The organism is Rhodococcus sp. NPDC056960 (assembly GCF_042674125.1).
Classification (GTDB): domain Bacteria; phylum Actinomycetota; class Actinomycetes; order Mycobacteriales; family Mycobacteriaceae; genus Rhodococcus_F.
Genome location: NZ_JBHURF010000030.1, coordinates 54,649 through 73,039 on the forward strand (window position 1 = coordinate 54,649; position 18,391 = coordinate 73,039).

The following is an 18,391-nucleotide window of genomic DNA, read 5'->3' on the forward strand; positions in this document are numbered from 1 at the left end:
GGCCGTGCAGTCCGCACCCCGCCCAATGAGCAGGAGTAGTCGATGTCGTGCCTGGACGGGTTCGACGCCCAGGGCCAGGCCTACCGCGACGGTGTGCTGCCTCCGACGGTCAGGGCGCGGGTCGCCGTGGAGGCCGGCGTCTCGATGCCCTGGTACCGCTTCGTCGGCGACGCCGGCGAAATCGTCTCCATCGAGCACTTCGGCGCGTCCGCCGACTACAAGACCCTGTTCCGCGAGTTCGGTTTCACCGCCGAAGCCGTCACCGCCGCCGCACGGCGCTCGCTCGCACGCGTGAAGGGATAGAACGCCATGACTCAGAACCCCAACCTGCAGAAGCTCTCCGAAGCCGGCGTCTCGGTCTGGCTCGACGACCTCTCCCGGGACCGCATCGAGTCCGGCAACCTCGCCGAACTCATCGCGACCAAGTCCGTCGTCGGTGTCACCACCAACCCGTCGATCTTCCAGGCCGCACTCAGCAAGGGCCACGTCTACGACGCACAGGTCCGCGAACTCGCCGAGCGCGGCGCCGACGCCCCGGCCACCATCCGCACCGTGACCACCGACGACGTCCGCGCCGCCTGCGACGTCCTCGCCCCGCAGTTCGAGGCGAGCCACGGCGTCGACGGCCGGGTGTCCATCGAGGTCGACCCGCGCCTCGCGCACGACGCCGACAAGACCGTCGCGCAGGCCGCCGAACTGTGGAAGATCGTCGACCGCCCCAACCTGTTCATCAAGATCCCGGCCACCGAGGCCGGCATCCCGGCCATCGCCAAGGTGCTCGGCGAGGGCATCAGCGTCAACGTCACGCTGATCTTCTCCGTGGAACGCTACGAACTCGTCATGGGCGCCTACCTCGACGGCCTCGAAGCCGCGAAGGCCGCCGGGCACGACCTGTCCCGCATCCACTCGGTGGCCTCGTTCTTCGTCTCCCGCGTCGACACCGAGATCGACAAGCGGCTCGACAAGATCGGCACCCCCGACGCTCTCGCGCTGCGCGGCAAGGCCGCCCTCGCCAACGCCCGCCTCGCGTACGCCGCCTACCAGCAGATCTTCGAGGTGCAGCCGCGGTTCCAGGGTCTGCTACCGGACGGGGCGCGCCCGCAGCGCGCGCTCTGGGCGTCGACCGGAGTCAAGAACCCCGACTACCCCGACACCCTGTACGTCACCGAACTGGTCGCGCCGAACACCGTGAACACGATGCCCGAGAAGACCCTCGACGCGTTCGCCGATCACGGTGAGGTCGCCGGCGACACCGTGTCCGGCACCGCGGTCGAGTCGCAGGAGGTGTTCGACAAGCTCAGCGCCGTCGGCATCGACCTGCCCGACGTGTTCAAGGTCCTCGAGGACGAGGGCGTCGACAAGTTCGAGGTGTCCTGGACCGAACTCCTCGACGCCACCGCCGAGCAACTCCGCACCGCCGGATCGGCCCACTGAAACTGCCCCGTCGGCGACTGCCCCGCGGCGTCGCCGACGGATGCTCCCCCACCCACGCCACATCACCACCAGCCGGGAGGCATCCCCATGACCGCCACCATCGCCCGAGACCACATCGGAAACTTCATCCGCCGTCGCGGACAGCACGGCTACCGCACGGGTCACTGGGCGCAGATTCTGATGACCGTGCCCTCAGACGGACGCGACTGCTGGCTAGTGGTTTACCAGGACGGCGAAACCGACGTCGTTCCCGCACTCACCCACCCGGATGCCTACGACTTCTGCTTGAGCCCCACGGACTGGCGAGCCTGATCAGCAACCGACTCACCGCCTCGACGCCGATGAAATGACCCGGAAGAGCACCCCAGGACTTCTCGGGCAGTAACCAGCACGAGCAGCCAGTGGCCACACCACGTTCATCGCCCGCACCGGAGGCGTGATCGATGCAGAACTCGCGAAAGCGTTCGCCGACGTGATGATGCATGAGCAACCCACGGTGCACTCACGATTGGCCACCACGATCTGTCTTAACTTGATGGCATTTCTTCAGCGGGCACTCCGCCCCACCAGCTGCCTGTCCCGCGATTCCGCGTTGGTCTGAGAAGTCGACAGGCGTGATCCGATTGTTCGGAATGGCCCGTTTGACGCCGCCCCAAAAGCAAAATTATCACCGGACGGGGTTATCGGGATGCTCGGTGTGTTCCCGCGGGGCCTTCAGCCTCGATGAGGCCCACCATCCGCACATCACGGTGCTGCAGCAGTTTCGTCGGAAGCCACACGATCGCGACCGGAATCCACACCAACAGAGAGGTTCGTCCCCCCTCTTCGCGAGGTGCTTGCACGGTGGCATCTGGCTCACCGACGTGGAAATCGGCTCCGGCATCCTCGACGCCCACCCGGATCTGATGCCGCTGCTGCCCTTCGACGACGACGACCCGGCCGCAGGGGGCCTGCGCATCCTCTTCCGTGACCTCGACGACGACGTGTTCGACGAACGCGGCGCCCTCGACCCGGACTGGCCGGCGGACGCGGCGCTGCTGCTCGAACCGGACACGCTCACCGGATTGCGGCCCGGTGACCTGGTCGCGCTCACCTTCACCGGCGGCGTACTGCGGCTCACGGCCGCGGGATCCCCACCCGCACCCGCACCCGATCTCACCGCCGCCCTGACCGACCTGGTGCCGCAGGACCGCCCCGAGCCCCTCGACGATGTGATCTGGCAGCTGATGGCCGACGACCCGTCCCTGCTGACGGCGCCGACCACCCCGCTCGGCGAGCTGATCACCGCCGCCGGATACGTCTGCGACGGCGACGACATCGCGGCCTCCGGGTTCGACTTCGCCGCCCACCGCGGGAAATCCCACATGGCGCAGGTTGCGGCGGCGCACCACCTCACCGACGATCAGACGGACGCAGTCCTGGCGTTCCTGGCCCTGATCGGTGTGCTCGAACGCACCCCCGACCACGAGCGCGCGGCCGCCGTCGATGCGGTCGTGGCGAACTTCGGTGACCGGTTCGCCGGGCTCGCCTCGCCGAACGCGGCCCGCGCCGCGTTCGGCGAGGCATACGCAACCGCACACGCCGCACCGACACCCTGCGAGTGGCCGCGGCGGTGCTCGGTGACCGCGGTCCCCGCCGGATCGCCCCGACCGCGCACTGGCTGGCGGGCAAGACGGCCGAGCTCGACGGACGCACCACCGACGCCGAACGGCACTACGAGCGGGCCCTGTCGGTGGACCCGACCTGGGACGAGGCGCTCGTAGCGTTGGCCCGGTTCGCGTCCGATCGCGGCGACGCCGCGCGGGCGATCGGGCTCCTCGACCGCGTCGAAGGCGGGGATCGCGAACCGCTGTACGAGCTGCTCCGGTCGTTTCTTCCCGTCGACCGACCGGACCTCGGGCGCAACGACCGCTGCTGGTGCGGGTCCGGGCGAAAGTACAAGGCCTGCCACCTCGGCAGGGCCGAGCACCCCCTCGAGCAGCGAGCTGGGTGGCTGTACCAGAAGGCCGCCTCGTACGCGCAGGGCATTCAGTGGCGACCGCTGCTGCTCTCACTCGCCCAGATCCGATCCGTACACGACGACGACCCGTTCGCGCTGTATCACGCCCTCGACGACCCGCTGATCGCGGACGTGGTGTTGTTCGAGTGCGGAGCATTCGAGCAATTCGTCGCCGACCGCGGTGTTCTGCTGCCCGCCGACGAGCTGCTGCTCGCACAGCAGTGGCTGCTCACCGAGCGGTCGGTACACGAGGCCCTGGCGGTCCGTCCCGGCGAGGGGCTGCCCCTGCGCGACGTCCGCACCGGCGACCGCCACGAGGTCACCGAACGCACCGCCAGCAGGGTCCTGCGGGTCGGTGACTTCTTCTGCGCCCGCGTCGTTCCCGCCGGATCCACGACGCAGATCTACGGCGGCATCGAACCGATCGCACCCGGACAGCGTGGAGAGCTAATCGAGTTGCTCGACTCCGACGCCGCCGACCCCGCCGAGCTCGTCGAGTTCCTCAGCGCCCGATTCGCGCCGCCCCGGCTGGTCACCCCCGACGGGCACCCGATGGTGGCATGCCGGGCCGTGTTCGAGATCGCCGACACCACCGGCATCCGGCGCAAGCTCAGTCGCCGCTTCGGCGCCGCCGACAACGACCGGTGGACCTGGACCGAACAAAACAGTGTGCTCGGCGTGCTCACCCTCACCCGGAGCACCGACCCCTGGGAGCTCGAGGCCGAGGCGATGAACGAGCCACGCTTCGAGTCACTGATCGACACCGTGCGCGGCGCCGACCCCGGGGCGCGACTGCGCGAGCAGACCCGCACGCCGGCAGCGGAACTGATCGCCCACGCTCAAGACAACGGCGCTCACCCCAGCCAACCCGTCGACCCCGACATCGCGGCGGCGCTCGACGAACACATCCGCCGATACGAGCAGCAGTGGCTCGACGAGGCGATCCCCGCCCTCGACGGTCACACCCCGCGCCAGTGCGCCGCCGACCCCACCCGCGGCGAACTGATCCGACTACTCGACTCCTTCCCCCAGCAGGAGGAGCCGGGGGCGATGAGCGCCCACCGGCTACGGGAAGCGTTGGAACTTTGAAGTTTCCGGCTGCTGCCAGCGCGCACCCGATCCGGCGAAGTCCTTGTCTCGAGGTGGCGACCGTGGCCGGCTACTCGAGAGCGTCGGCCGCCGACGGTGGTCGACGTCCTTTCTGCAACCGGGTGATGAGCGGATCACGGCACCCCAGGGGGACCGGCACCTGGAACCGGTTTGTGGGGACGGGCGGTGATGTACCAGCAGGGCGCGTCGCGGACGCGCCCGGTGGAGATTGGTTATCGTCGGAAGGCATGCAGAACCAAAGGGGTACGGCGACCATGACTCCTTCGACCACAACCGACCTGTCGACGCTGCTGATGATCGACTCGCAGTATGCGCGGGACCGGGACGACGCCTTCTCCGTCGTCCCGCTGCCTGGCGGCCGAGGGTGGGCGGTCGAGGTTCATGTCGCCGGTGTCGCCGACGTCGTCGCATTGGGGTCGGTCGCCGACGAGCAGGCGTTCCTGCGGGCGGAGACCCGCTACCTGCGCAGCCGCACCATTGCGATGCTCGGCGACACGGCCGAGCAGGCCGCCACCCTGACCTCCGAAGCCCGCCGCAGCAGCCTCCGGGTCAACGGCACCCTCACCAACGATGGTCGGCTGGTCGACGTCACCGTCGGCCGCGGACAGATCCCGGTGGGCCGGTGCGTGGCGGTCGATCACGCTCAGGTGCCCGGCATCCTGACCGACCCTCGACATCCGCTGCACTCCCAGTTGGTCGCGGCGGATGCGGCCGCGCAGGTGTTGCTGAACGCCCGGCGTGACGGTGGGGCGCTGGCGTTTTACGATCTCACCCGCGGTTGGGCGAGCAGCGAGGATGGTGCGATCGTGGCGATCCCGGATGCGCTGCGGACGGTTGCCTACGTCATCGTGCAGGAGTTGATGATCGCCACCAATGAGGCCGTCGCGTTGTGGTGCATCGAGGAGGGGTTGCCGATCTTGTTCCGGAACCACCGCACTAACCCGGTCGCCGGCAGCACCGACGAGTTGATGACCGAGATCGCCGCCGCGGCCGGGGATCCGGACCTGTTCGCGAAACTCCGTGGCCGGTTGCTGTCGACGCTGCGGGCCGCGACTTACGAGCCGACGGTCCACGGTCATTACGGGCTTCGTCTGAGCGCTTATACCCATGTCACGTCGCCGCTGCGGCGGGTGGCGGACCTGATCAATCAGCGGATCATCTTCGCCCATCTCGACTCCTCCCCCGCTCCCTACACCGGCGACCAGCTCGCCGCCCTCGGCGCCGATCTGAACCGGCGCACCCGCGCCGCCCGGGAAGCGAAGAAAAATCACTTCAAACACGCCGACCAGCGGGTCGTCGCCGAACGGGCCATCCACGATCTCACCGCCGTCGATGCCCGCACCTTCCACAAGGTCCTCAAAACCGCAGCCGCCGCGCCGCTTCGGGACGAATTGGCGGCCGAGCTCGCCCGCCGTGTCGACTCCGACCTGCTGACCGCCCCGGACGTCGCGGTCCTGATCGACGCCGCCGACCCCACCTGGCTTCCGATCCAACTCCGGGCCCTGGACATCCTCGCCGGCACCCACCCGGAGATGGCCCAGCGTGGTGTCGGTGTGGCGGCAGACCCACCCCGATCAACCCCCCACCGACCTCGAGACCCGCCGCAACGGCGCCGACCACCACCCACTGTTCGCCGCCCGCGCCACGCATTTGGGCGTCCGCGGACCGTGGACCATCGCCGCCGCGAAAAAGCCGGCCGAACAGGCCGTCCTCTTGGCCGCCATACGTGCGCAACTGACCGGCACCGACCACCCCGACCCGGAACCCGAATGGCCTGCAGCACCGCAGAACCCGCAGCCCCCTGCCACGCCCGCGTCCGCAGATCCCGGTCCGGCCATCCCCTCGCCACCGCACGATACGACCACGCTGACCGTACTGAACCTGGACGGGGCGAAGAAGTCCAAGGCCCTGTCCAACCCCACCGCCTGGCTGATGAGCCTCGCCCAGAACACCAACCAGTCCCCGCCCGAGTGGGAGATCCGCACCGGCGGTCCCGCGCACGCACCCCGGTTCACCGCCACCGTGCACCTCGCCGGCCACACCGCCACCGCCATCGCGACCACGAAAACCGCGGCGAAGACCGCATCCGCGGCCGCGCTCATCGAGGCACTCTTCGCCCGGCCATGATGGCGCCGCGCGGTCTTGTGTAGACCGCGGTAACACCAGTCGGGCGCCGGGGCGACTGAACCGCTGCCGGGTCAGCCTGAGGCGGGTAGCCGCCTGAGGCGCGCCGACCGAAACGGGGACGGCACTCTCGTGGCGGCCCGGACAAGAACGCCGTCGATCGATCCGAGCATAGACATCCCGACGCCCTTTCGGTCCGAGTACAGAATGACGCACCGGACCCCGTGCCGGGGTTGGGCGAGAGCGGGTCGTCGGGCAGCCGGTCGAGACCAGCACGGCTGCGAGATTTCCGGCCGATGCGTCAGGGGAGTGTCCGCACCGCGGCGTTGCGGTGTGGACGGCGCCGGACCGGCATCGCCGACATCGGTGCTACCCGCCCGATCGAGTGTCTTTGAACCTGCTTCGGTGCCGACTTTTACCCCTCGCTCCCCACCCATCGACAACTCATTTAACCCTTTTGAACTGCAATTATATTGCCACTCCCCCACTCCCCACCTGAATCGACGCGGGGTGAAAAATGTGTGTCGCGGTGCGGCGACGAACACGGGACGGGAACCGGTGGCTGGAGAGTATGGCCCAGCTCGGCACCGGGAGAACTCAAGTGTTTGCCGGTGGCTCCGTGCAGGACCGAGTGGGTCACGTCGAACGTGTCGGAGCTCGAACGTCGGCATCATCTTCAGCTCGGTCCCACACGCTCGATGTCAGTCCTCGAGCGAATTCCGTGTTCCCGACCCGCGCCGCGCCCCGTCTCCGCCGAAGAACTACGGGAGCCTCGGGATCTTGCGGGGGAGGGCGGTCGCCGACACTGCTGCACAGAAGCTAACAGTGATCATCGCGCTACTCTTTCCGCGTATGGGGACCACCTTCCACGGGCCGAGCCCCTGGCCGCACATCACCCGCGCCATCCGCACGCGCGGACCTCGGCACGCCGCGATCGCGTACCTCGGCCAGGACGCACCCACCCTGCTGCCGCTGCGCGCCGGAGACGTCCTCGTCGTGAACGCCTCGAGGGCCGCGGTGCGCGCGCATGCCACCTCCCCGGCCGCGCTCGCGCACTACGTGGCCGCCGGGGTGCGGGTGCTGTCGTCACCGAACCTGCACGCAGGCGTGATCGCCACCGCCAGGTGGGCGGTCATCGGCTCCGCAGGCGCCTCCCACAGCTCCACGATCTCGGATGAGGCCGTCGTCGTCACCGATGATCCTGAGGTCGTGGCCGCCGTCCTGGCCTTCATCGAAGGTATCGACGAGATCACCGAGGTCGACCAGGTGTTCCTCGACAACGCCACCGCCATCTGGCAGATCGGCCGGGCCGTCCCCCTACCCGGGATCGGCGGCCGCAACCGCGGCGAACCCGACTTCCTCCCCACCCCGGTAACCCGGATGTTCCTGTGGCACATCACCCATTACCAGCCCGACCCGGCGGAACAACACGAGCGGGCAGCCCACATCAGCCGCCGCCGTACGTCCGCGGGTCCGGCGACGAAGTACCAGCTCGAATGGTTCCGCATCGACACCCCCGGCAGCCGCGACCGTGGCCGGCTCCAGCGGGGCGACGTCCTGCTCCAGGTCACCGCCGACAACGAATGGCTCTACTCGCCGGCGGTCGTGGACTCCGACCCGATCGCGATTCCCCACACCCGCACAGCGGTGGCGTACCACCTGCGTACCCGAGTCGACCTGGAACCGATCGCGGTGACCGACGCGCAAGTACTGCTCGCCGACGCCGGGCACCCGGGTTCCCGGCTGCGCACCGACCACCGCATCGTCTCCGCCAGCCTGCGGGCCGCGCTGCTCCGACTCTGGAACCTGTGACCCGATCCGCACGTTTTCAGGCGTGACCCGTGACGACGATGTCCGCCCGGCGGCGACGTGCACCGAGATCGCCGCGGGCACGGGCCGGAGTGATCGGGCCGACGCCAGGACGGGGAGGGCGCTTCACTGCACCGGGGGGCGGCCACGGATCCCGCGGGCGGTGCAGTGAAGCGCGGAATGATTCCGCGCGCTGTCGATCAGCTGCTGGGTTCCACCAGTTGTCACGACCTGCGCACAGGTTGCCCTCCGACACGCGTCGGCTTCCGTGACAGATCGTCAAAGAGGTGGACATACTTTGACTATCGACTACCCGGCAACACGTGACGGCCTTTTGTGAGGAGGTGATCTCGATGCGAGCACGGCCGCCGGCGGCCTCACCTCTGCAGCTCTACGCCGAGTTCCGTCGCCGTCACCCCGCACTCGTGATGCCGTCGACTTTCGTCACCGAATGCGGCTTCCGACTGGGACGTTGGCAGGACCGCCAGCGAGTGGCCCGCATGCTCGGCACCCTGCCGCCGCAACGCATTACGCAGCTCGATGCGATCGGCTTCGTGTGGACCGAGGACAGCGCGCCGCTCCCTGCCGTGCCACCGGCCGAGGGTAAGCGGCGACGGATGCTCACCGAAATCGCCGCCTACCGCGAAGAACACGGCGACGCACTCGTCCCCGCAAACTATGTCACCGCCGACGGTGAACAGGTGGGCCAGTGGCTCTACCGTGCAGTGAAAAAGTGGCGCGCCAACGCACTGCCGGACAACGAGCGGCGCCCCCTAGCAGTCCTCGGGGTGTCCCCCGGGCCGCGCCCACGGGGACCACGACTCTCAGCGCACCCGATCCGATAGCCACCACCACCTGTCCCTCAGACAGATCGACACTCGCGCTCGATGAGGCGAACAGGGGTAGCGCCCATCCCGGTCGGTTACAGCCACGACGAGGCGCAGGACACAGCGTCCTCACTGATAGCCGTGCACATGCTCCGGCGCTCGGCGAGGTGAAGGACTGTCAGATCCAGTCGATGTGGACGGAGTCGATGTGGACGAAATGAATCAGAACTTCTCGACCGCATTCCGAGACGGCCACCGACCAACCCAACGCTGGCCGCGTATGCCTTCGGCACGCAGAGACGCACTCGCTGAACCACACGCATCTGCACTCGTGTGTCAGCACGCATTGCGACACGCCTGCCGCCACGCACAGCTTCACGCACATCGATCCGCAGCACTTCACGCACATCGACACGGAGTATTTCACGTACATCGACCCGCACAGATTTCGCGGTCAGGGATACGCGTGATGACCGCATGGGAATCGGGAAGTACCCGGTCCCCGACGCACCCGGTGCCGGGGACCGCCGGCCGAACGGGTCCGCCCCGGGCCCGTTCAGCCGTCAGTTCCGTTAGTCCGCGCCGTACAACTCGGCGGCGAAAGTGGGCCGCTCCCCGTCGCTGTGCTTCGTCCCGGTCGACGCCCATCACGTCGGCCAGATGGTGTAGATCACCGAGGAAGTCCCCGAAGAAGGTCATCGCCTCTTCCGGATCGGTATTGCATGCGCGGGCATTAGGTGATCAGCCCATCGCCTGCCCGTAGCGCGCGGACGCCGTTGTCGGGGTCCTGAGAATCCTCGTCGTAGTCGTAGGTACCGACGATCGACTTGGCGCCGAGCACCGGTGAAGTTCGGTCGGGTCGTCCCCGCGATTACGGCTGCCGGCTGGGCTGGTGAGTCGACGTCCGGCAGCCGTTCTGCGTGATATGCGGTCATGGTTTCATCGGGCATTGCCCGAATCTCCTTTCGTTGTGATGGGTTGCTACACAGCGAGAGTGTGGTGCAGCGCGGCCAACAGGGCGGTATGGGTGGCGTGCGCGGTCGAGGGTTCGGTGTAGGCGAGTACATCGGCGCTCGCGTCATCGATGACGACGCTCATGTGGGCGCGGTGGCGGGAGAGCATCACGCAGGCGCGGCCGAGGTCGAGGCTGAATGGTTCGGCGGTGCGGTATCCGGCCAGCGGATGCAGCACGACCACAGCGGCACGCTCGAGCCCCTGCAGAGAGTTCGCGGTGCCGACCAGCACGTCCGGGTGATCGGACAGGAGGGCTCGGATCGCTGCCGCCTGCGTCACGTGGGGAACCACTACCGCGATATCGGCGGCGCTCATAGGTCGCTGGTCCTCGGCGGTGACCAGCTCCGCGCCCGCCAGCTCCCGTGCCCGCTGTGCGCACGCGGTCACCAGCGCCGGATCGGACGGGCCACCGGAGACCGTGACCAGGCGGTGCGCCAGCTCGGGCCACACCACACCGCTGGCGTCGGTCAGGTGCTCCGGGGGTCGGCGGGAGGTGAACGGCAGGTCGGGGTAGAACAACGGCCCGATCAGGGCGGTGGTGCCGGGTCCGAGCCGCCAAGTGTGGCGCAGCCGGACCACGCCCACCGCGTTGCCGTGAGCGGCCAGTAGCGCGATCGGTCCCGGCAGGTTCGGGGCGGTATCGTTGCCGTCCCATCGAGACACGTCGCCGGTCACCACCGGATCGATCTGACCGGGATCGCCCACACAGACCACCTGCCTGGCCATAGCGCCGAGGGCGCCCAGATCGGCGTAGGTGCATTGCCACGATTCGTCGACGATCAACACGTCGGCGCCAACCCGGTCGGGGTCCGAGAACAGCCATCGGGCGGTCGTGCCGATCAGGATTCCGCCCCCGTTCCCGGGCCACCGCACCTTCTGCCCCGACACCACGGGCGTCTGCCCGCTGTCGGGTTTCGGCGGTTTCGCTTTCCACATCAGAGCAGCGCGATCGGTGAGGGTGCCCAGCCGCCGCGCAATCTCCACTGCCTGTTCGCGAGTCTGGGCCGCGATGCCGACACGCAGATCCGCACGGTGTGCCAATGCCGCCGCGAGAAGGGCAACCAATCGGGTCTTGCCCGCACCGGGTGGCGACGGGACGATCACGGCGGGATCACCCGACCACACCGAGAACAGCACCCGTGCGGTGATCGGATCCGACATGATCTGCGACCCCGGCCACTGCGTGAGCGACGGCGCGCTCGGCCTGGGTGCCGATGCGCTCGAGGGTGCCGGATTGGGGTTGTCGGGGCGGGGGGCGAGGATGCGCATGACGATGCAACCTTTCACGAAAGGTAATGTGAAGCAGGCGTTTTTGGGCGATGGTGCAGGCTGCCGGGGCTAGTCCTCCGCGCCCGCGATCAGCACGTCGAGGGGAACCTCACGCCGCACCGCGACCGGGGTGTGGCCGGTGGAGAGCCAGGAACGGCGGGCACGGTAGAGCCGCCAGTATCGGCCCCGACCCGCGCGCATCGTCTGCGGGGACGGCGGCCCGGGCATCAAACACACCCGTGCTCCCGGTGCGGGGGCGTGTGCACCGACCGAGCCGAGACCGAGGACCAACTTTCCCTCTACGACCTGCGCCGAGGTGACCTCGACACAGAACCGCTCGAAGGGTTTATCCGCTGGGGTGCCCGTCCAGCCGGTGACCTCGGCGCCGACGCGCAACCGTGAATCGAGCCGCTCACAGGTCACCGACAGCGATGCGTTGCGCCGACGCGACCGGATCGGCGGCGGGGTCACCGATGCCACCCCGACCGCCACATGCCCGGTATGGACTGCGCGTTGCCGCCAGAGCGGATCATCGAGCAGAGCGGCAGCTTTCAAGTCGGCGGCATCGCATCGGGTGCGCAGTCCCATGGCGGCGCTGGCGGTGTTGTCCGGACGCGACCAGTCATGCCCCGCCGTCGCTGCCGAGAGCGCGCGGTCCCACGAATAACGGTCATCCTCGTGAATCGGCTCCAGTAGGGGCAGCAGCGGTCCGCCGCCGATCTTCGCGGCCCACTCATGCAAGCCGCTGACGCTGTCATCGCAGATGCGCAGCCACTGCCGCCACGTGGTCGCCGACCGTTCGGCCTCCGGGGTGGTGCCGAGTACATACCGCGCCGACGACGCGACTACCAGATTCACCACCGCCGACGTGCCGGGATGGTCTGCCCGATCCGCCCACCACGCCACCATGGCCGCCGCTCCGGCCACCTGCGGGTCCGGGTGGTGTGCGTGCGCCCGCGCCAGCGTCACCAGCGCGGGCAGGGTGCCGGTGTCGTCGGTGAGCAACGGTGCCGGGTCGCAGCGCCCCACGATGGTGCCGCCGTGTGCGGCCAGCAGTCCCAGGGCATCCAGGTCGCGGGCGCGTTCCTCGCGGCCCTCGAACCCGGCCATTGCCACGGTGACGCTTCCGCCACGTGCCACCGCACGCACCGCCAGCGCCGCCGTGGACGCCGCGAACGTGGTGTGCGTGAGCCGAGCGACCGGCGACCCGGTTTCGGCGGCATAGAGTCGCTGAGCGAGGTCGAACCATTCCACGCTCATGCCGCTCCCCGCTCCTCGTCGCTCCCCTGCACCGGATTCGCGGCACAGCGCCAACCGGCGCGCAGTGCCGTCGCCGCCACATCGGTCGCCGTACCTGCCACTACCGCCGCGACCTGGTGGGCGCTGATCCCGGTACCGGCCAACACTCGGTCGGCGTAGCGGACGAGGTCGCCGCTTCCTGCCGCGCTCATGCACGTGCTCCCGCGCCGATAGGCACGTACACCGTCGATGCCCACGACGGTGTACGCCCCGCAGCCGTGTCGCTGCCGATCACCGCGCACACCAGATGCGATCGCGACGGGCGATCCGGCCACGGCGTATCCCCGTCCGTCAGGACGATCACCACATGCGGCTGCGGACGCGCAGCATTGGCCGCCTCGATACCCACCCGCATGTCGGTGCCGCCGCCGCCGATCAGTTTCACGTCCGCGATGGACCGAACCGGCTGCGCCGTTGTGCTCGACGCATCACAGGCCAGAATCCGCACCCGATCACGTGCCACACCGCCAGCCCGCAGCACCCCGGCAACCTCACTCATCGCCGCATCCAGATCGTCTGCCGACATCGACCCGGAGGTGTCGACCACAATCGAGACCGTAATCGACGGGCCGCGCATCGCCGGAGCGACTATGCCTGGGATGCCGCGCCGCGACGGTCGCGAATACGCGTAGTTCGTCCGCCCCGCCTGATCCGCCAACGCACGCCGGATCACCGCACGCAACAACCGATCCCACGCCACGGTCGGCGGTGCCAGTACCTCACCGGCCCACCGCACCAACCCTGCCGGGGCGCTCCCCCTGCCCTTTCCCGACGACTCACGAACGGCCTGCGCGACATACCGCCGCACCAGGTCGGCCTCCGCGCCGTCGAGACCTGCGGTGACCTCATTCCCGGCCGCACCCAACTCGCCGGGCACGGCAGGGCACCCAGCGCCGGACCCGCACCCCGGATCACCATCGCCGTCTGCGGGTGCGTTCGGAGATGAAGCGGGAGACGGATCGACCAGGTTCGTGTAGTAGTCCTCCGCGATACCTCCCGATGCGCAGCCGAACGACTCCGGGGTGATCACCCCTTCGGGCAGTCCGACACCGGCCGCGAGAAGGTCATCGTTGATTTCCGCATCGGCGGCGTAGTTCCACGCCAGGTGCGCGACCGGCTTCGGCAAGGACTCTGCGCGCGCGGCATGTGCCCGCAGCAGGTGCCCGACTTCGTGCAACAGGACCGCACCCGCCACCGGGACCGGCCACGCGTTCGCACCGACCAGCAATGCCGGATCGAGATACAACCGCCACTGCGCATCCACCGCGAACGTGCCCAGCCCCGGCGCAGCCACCGGCCGGGCCGCGAACAACGCCCGCATGAAGTACGGCATCTGTTCGGCAGAGACCAACCGGGCCAACCGAAACGCGCGCAACTCGTCCGGGTCAGGTACCCGCACCGCGCTCACGCCGCCTCACCGACCAGACCCGCAGCCACCAACATCGGGGAGAACCGTTTCGCCGCAGCCGGAACCACAGCCTTGGCGGGCCGCGCCTTCGCCAACGTCCGCGCCGCAGCGCCCGCCACATCAGGTGCACCCGCTTCCGCAGCCGCGATCAGCGGCCCCCACGCGCTGCGCCACGCCTCGACAGTGCCCCGCCCCGCAGCCCACGCCGTCACACCCGACAGAACTGCCCACACCAGGTCCGGACGAGACTGCCAGTCGAACGCCGTTTCCGGATTCTCGATTACCGCTACCGGGTCGGGCAGATCGGCATTCCTGCGCCATTCCAGGAACTCGACACCGGTCCCCTCACCGATCAGCCCGAACACCGCCGCATTGATCGCCGCGTTGTCGTCGTCGCGCAGATGCGGCAACACCGCAGCCAGCATCGCCCACGTGCGTCGCGACGGCCACGCTCCCCCGGTCTGCGCCGCCGACGACGGGAACGCGTCCAACGCCTCCGGGTTGCGCTGGACATATCCGGTGATCGAACTACGCACCAGCGCCACGCGCTGTTTGTCGGTCGCCACCGCACGCGAGGCGGGCGGCGTGGCCCACCCCGTCGCCATACCGTCCAACCACTCGTCCACAGACGGAGTGAACTCCACATGGCAGAACCGATTCGCCAATGGCGCTTCCAGTTCGTACCCACCGGCAGCGCAATCGGGAGGATTCGCACCCGCAATGACACGCGTTCCCTTCGGCAATTGCAGATCACCGACCTTCAGGTCCAACGCGACCGCGAGCATCGCCGCCTGCACCGCAGGCGGACTCGTCGTCAACTCGTCCAGAAACAGATAGCCGCCACCCTCGGCGTGAATGCGCTTCGCCCAGTCCGGAGCCTCCAACGTCACCCCGTGCTCACGCACCACCGGCAGGCCAGCGAAGTCGGCCGGGTCACGCAACGACCCGAGGACCGTCTCGCACAGCACCCCGTCCGACGCCGCCAACCCCCGCACCAGACTCGACTTGCCCATACCCGGACCCGAGATCAACAACGACGGAACACCGGCCCGCCCATTCGCATCCAACACCGTCACAGCAGTCGCCAAATCAGCCACAGAAGATCCTCCAGAGTCGAGCGAGTTGGTCAGTCTCGCTACCGAATTAGACTCCTCGATTATACGATTTACCTGCACAAATAGGGGGTTCTGTGCCCGTCCCGCGTCCCCGGCGCACCCTGTGCCGGGGACGCGGGACGACCGCCCACCCGGCACCACGCGGAAAGATCGTCTACGGGCCCCGCGGGAGGAGTCAACAATCGCCGGCCGCGGCACGATCCTGTTCTCCGCCATGACCCCGGACGAGCCGTTCGATCGGGGACTGATCTAAAGAAGAGAGGTTGTCGGGGGTGAGGTCTACGCTGCGCGCTCATGAATCTTATTCAGCGCACCAGTCCTGAACCGCAGCCGTTCAGTAGTCATGGTTTCAAGATCCCGCGCCCCAGCGGTGAGCACAGCGCCCGCATATGGCAGGCTGCCGAGAGGCTCGGCAAGGACAGCAATGCTGTGTCCGAGGCGATGTTCCACGCGATCGTCGCCCTCGAAGCCGAATTGGTTGCCCTCCGCCGCGCCGCCGGTACGTCTGAGTAACTTCACTGACCTGAATCGAAAGCGGACTACTCGGTGAAGAGGTGCGCGGTCAGTCGCGACGCGAGTTCTTCCCGCGTGTCCTCGTCGCCGGGGTGCGAGTAGACAGGGTTGATCGGGCGACCAGTGTCGATCAGGTCCTCGCGGGCTGTCTTGACGGCCTCTGCACACTCGCGGAGGGCTTCGGCGAACTCAGCCACGAACCCGGCGTCTGTGGAGGGCGCCGCATCCACGGCGGCGTCGGAAAGGGCTTCGAGGTAGCGGACGGTCTGTTCGAGGAGATCACGCATACGATGACCGTAGCGCAAGCGGAAGAGACCGTGTCACAGATAAATTGGGTGGTGCGATAGCAGCGGCGTCGCTGGCGACACCGCTGAATCATAGCGAACTGCTTCCGTATCCGGCGTGTCACGGCGTGTCGTGTCGTCGGGCAATGCGGGCTGGAGTGATGGTCCGCCTCCATCGCGACGGACTTCCTACAACCGGCCCCGGTCGAGTCCACGGCAACGCTGGATGCACCAACCCTGCCCACAATCGATTGAGCACCAGCACCATCGACCGTGCGGGGCACGGACCCGAGCGACCTAGTCAAGACCACCCAGTGTCACACGCTTCGGTGTGTCCGCCGACTACACACAGGCACGTACGGCTCGGCTCCACTCCCCCGTACAGGGCGACCACCAACCCCAGAACACCTACACCGCAGGCCAATGCCACGCCGAGGATGAACACGTCACTCAACACTTCCCCCATTCGCCGGTTCTCCATTACAACAGTTCCCATCAGCCTCCGGCTCCGGCTGCGTCGGCGACATCCACAAGTCCCGCTCGTCATGCGCGCGCGAGCAGCAGCGGAACTCTCAGGATCCGCCCGCGCCCACCGCGTCTTCTGCTTCGGCAAACTCGCTGTGCCATAACAGGTCTCCTGCCAAACGTGGCGAATGAATGCCCACCCGCCGCGCAAGTCGGCGAAACTGTTGCGCCCGTAGTGACAGCAGGTCGGCCGGGGCACGACCCGATCCCAGAGGTACCAGGCGAATTGGATCGCTTTGGTGCCTCGCCGCCCTTCGGCCTGGCTGGTGTGTTCGAAGTCCACGGCCATGACGGTCACCGGCGACGCTTCGGGTATCGCTTGCGGCGCTCGGCCGCGGTCAGCCCACCCCAGATCCCGAACCGCTCATCGTGGGCGAGCGCCTCGGCGAGGCAGGCCTCGCGAACCTCGCAGCCCGCGCACACCCGTTTCCCGGGGCGGCCGTTCTCCCCCGTTTCAGGGAAGAACGCTTCCGGATCGGTCACTCGGCAGAGCGCGAAGTCGCGCCACTCCAGAGCGTCCAACGCCATCCTGGGCCGTATGTCGGTATCGGTCATCTCGCTCATCTCCCTTTTCCCGCAGATGGTGTCTCGGTGAGGCGGACGGTAACGCCTGACCTGGACAGCTCCACACGAACTCGCACCTCCGGGACACCCACCAGGTTCCAGCGACCAATCCGGGGCAAGTCCGATTGGGTTATCTGTCATATCCGTGGCGTCCTCTCCGACGAAGTCGAGTTGTTGTCACTGGGAGGAAGATCCGCGGCGTACGTGGTGAGTGACATCACGTAATGGAACGTGTTCGACGAACCATCAACTACTCATCAGAGCAGGTGGAAACGCCGCTTCTGACCTAGTTCTCGGCCGGTCACAGTCCACACCAACCCATTCCGCGACACCCGTGACCAGGACACCGGTCCCACACCGCTACTCTCGATAGCGTCGTCCGCGCCACAACCGGCACGCACATGGAGGCTGACCACGACCCTTTCACAGGGCGCCCAGTCAGCCAGGGGAGAAAAGGGAAATGAACGATGATCATTCGCAGAACCACGATTGCTGCCGTGACTACCTGCACCGCACTGGGACTGACCCTGTCCGGGTGCGGCAATGGCGACGAACAGGATACTCCCACTAGTCATACCGCTACCTCCGCTGCAATGACCACCACTGGATCTACGACCACGACCGCAGCAACCAACCAGACCACGATCTCGTCGTCGGATAACTCGGACACCGTCGGCGGAACCGCTCAGACTATTACCGCCGCCGACATCACCGCCCGCATCGAGGTGAAAGAACCCCAGCTGATCGAAAAGACCTCCATGGGAGAGCCGCGAATACTGTTGTTCCCGATCGTGCTCGACGTCGACTCCGGAACCCTGAACGCGACATCGACCAACTGGAAGGTCCGCACACTCAGCGGACAGACCATCACCGGCAGTGATTCCTGGGGCAACATCCCCACCGCGATCGGGAACAACGCCCTCGACGGCCACGCCGAAGGGCTCGTCCTGTTCCCCGGAATCGGAGACAAGCTGACCGACGACGTGTCGATCACCGAGGTCGCGCTCTATCCTCCGAGCGGATCGAATACCCCACTCGCTCGCTGGACGCTGCCCGAATCAGTCGCTGTGCCCGACCTCCCGCGCTCCGAATAGGCG

Annotated in this window: 15 protein-coding genes and 2 pseudogenes; 10 read left to right on the forward strand and 7 right to left on the reverse strand. The window is 67.8% G+C overall.

Going from position 1 to position 18,391, the window contains the following annotated elements:
• Positions 1-39: 39 nt before the first annotated feature.
• From ACFTWF_RS36135 to ACFTWF_RS36170, 8 genes and pseudogenes are all read left to right on the forward strand, one after another.
• Positions 40-303, forward strand: a pseudogene (locus ACFTWF_RS36135) (transketolase); the annotation flags it as partial.
• Positions 304-309: 6 nt separating this feature from the next.
• A complete protein-coding gene (gene tal, locus ACFTWF_RS36140; protein ID WP_378465878.1) occupies positions 310-1,434 on the forward strand; it encodes a transaldolase in 1,125 nt (374 codons plus the stop codon).
• Between the two features lie 87 nt (positions 1,435-1,521).
• Entirely contained in the window at positions 1,522-1,746 is a 225-nt protein-coding gene (locus tag ACFTWF_RS36145) for a hypothetical protein (protein ID WP_378465879.1), read from the forward strand.
• 551 nt (positions 1,747-2,297) lie between these two features.
• On the forward strand, positions 2,298-3,197 hold the full coding sequence (locus ACFTWF_RS36150) for a hypothetical protein (protein ID WP_378465880.1): 900 nt from the start codon (positions 2,298-2,300) through the stop codon (positions 3,195-3,197).
• Entirely contained in the window at positions 3,167-4,522 is a 1,356-nt protein-coding gene (locus ACFTWF_RS36155; RefSeq protein ID WP_378465930.1) for an SEC-C domain-containing protein, read from the forward strand. Before ACFTWF_RS36150 ends, ACFTWF_RS36155 begins: the two co-directional genes overlap by 31 nt.
• 275 nt (positions 4,523-4,797) lie before the next feature.
• Positions 4,798-6,670: pseudogene (locus tag ACFTWF_RS36160) on the forward strand (RNB domain-containing ribonuclease).
• Positions 6,671-7,519: 849 nt separating this feature from the next.
• On the forward strand, positions 7,520-8,479 hold the full coding sequence (locus tag ACFTWF_RS36165) for a phosphatidylserine/phosphatidylglycerophosphate/cardiolipin synthase family protein (RefSeq protein WP_378465931.1): 960 nt from the start codon (positions 7,520-7,522) through the stop codon (positions 8,477-8,479).
• Positions 8,480-8,829: 350 nt separating this feature from the next.
• A complete protein-coding gene (locus tag ACFTWF_RS36170; protein WP_378465881.1) occupies positions 8,830-9,321 on the forward strand; it encodes a helicase associated domain-containing protein in 492 nt (163 codons plus the stop codon).
• A 963-nt stretch (positions 9,322-10,284) separates the two neighbouring features.
• On the opposite strand, the gene ACFTWF_RS36175 is transcribed toward ACFTWF_RS36170, so the two are convergent.
• The 5 genes from ACFTWF_RS36175 to ACFTWF_RS36195 form a co-directional block, all read right to left on the reverse strand.
• Positions 10,285-11,586 carry an AAA family ATPase gene (locus ACFTWF_RS36175; protein WP_378465882.1) on the reverse strand — a complete coding sequence of 434 codons (1,302 nt, stop codon included), beginning with the start codon at positions 11,584-11,586 and terminating at the stop codon, positions 10,285-10,287.
• A 69-nt stretch (positions 11,587-11,655) separates the two neighbouring features.
• Complete coding sequence (locus ACFTWF_RS36180; protein WP_378465883.1) at positions 11,656-12,846, reverse strand: hypothetical protein; 1,191 nt, start codon at positions 12,844-12,846, stop codon at positions 11,656-11,658.
• Positions 12,843-13,037 carry a hypothetical protein gene (locus tag ACFTWF_RS36185; protein WP_378465884.1) on the reverse strand — a complete coding sequence of 65 codons (195 nt, stop codon included), beginning with the start codon at positions 13,035-13,037 and terminating at the stop codon, positions 12,843-12,845. Before ACFTWF_RS36185 ends, ACFTWF_RS36180 begins: the two co-directional genes overlap by 4 nt.
• Entirely contained in the window at positions 13,034-14,293 is a 1,260-nt protein-coding gene (locus ACFTWF_RS36190; protein ID WP_378465885.1) for a VWA-like domain-containing protein, read from the reverse strand. The genes ACFTWF_RS36185 and ACFTWF_RS36190 overlap by 4 nt, the downstream gene beginning before the upstream one ends.
• Positions 14,290-15,390, reverse strand: coding sequence for an AAA family ATPase (locus tag ACFTWF_RS36195; RefSeq protein ID WP_378465886.1), 1,101 nt, complete (start codon positions 15,388-15,390; stop codon positions 14,290-14,292). Before ACFTWF_RS36195 ends, ACFTWF_RS36190 begins: the two co-directional genes overlap by 4 nt.
• 312 nt (positions 15,391-15,702) lie before the next feature.
• On the opposite strand from ACFTWF_RS36195, the gene ACFTWF_RS36200 reads away from it, so the two are divergent.
• On the forward strand, positions 15,703-15,921 hold the full coding sequence (locus ACFTWF_RS36200) for a hypothetical protein (protein ID WP_378465887.1): 219 nt from the start codon (positions 15,703-15,705) through the stop codon (positions 15,919-15,921).
• Positions 15,922-15,947: 26 nt separating this feature from the next.
• Here the strand turns inward: ACFTWF_RS36200 and ACFTWF_RS36205 are convergent, their stop codons facing one another.
• Together ACFTWF_RS36205 and ACFTWF_RS36210 are read right to left on the reverse strand one after the other, a co-directional pair.
• Positions 15,948-16,208, reverse strand: coding sequence for a hypothetical protein (locus tag ACFTWF_RS36205; RefSeq protein ID WP_378465888.1), 261 nt, complete (start codon positions 16,206-16,208; stop codon positions 15,948-15,950).
• Between the two features lie 816 nt (positions 16,209-17,024).
• The gene (locus ACFTWF_RS36210) at positions 17,025-17,294 is read right to left on the reverse strand and encodes a WhiB family transcriptional regulator (RefSeq protein ID WP_378465889.1); all 270 of its coding nucleotides are present in this window, start codon (positions 17,292-17,294) and stop codon (positions 17,025-17,027) included.
• A gap of 467 nt (positions 17,295-17,761) precedes the next feature.
• Here ACFTWF_RS36210 and ACFTWF_RS36215 point away from each other — a divergent pair, with 467 nt between their 5' ends.
• The gene (locus ACFTWF_RS36215; protein ID WP_378465890.1) at positions 17,762-18,388 is read left to right on the forward strand and encodes a hypothetical protein; all 627 of its coding nucleotides are present in this window, start codon (positions 17,762-17,764) and stop codon (positions 18,386-18,388) included.
• The last annotated feature ends 3 nt before the right edge of the window (positions 18,389-18,391 follow it).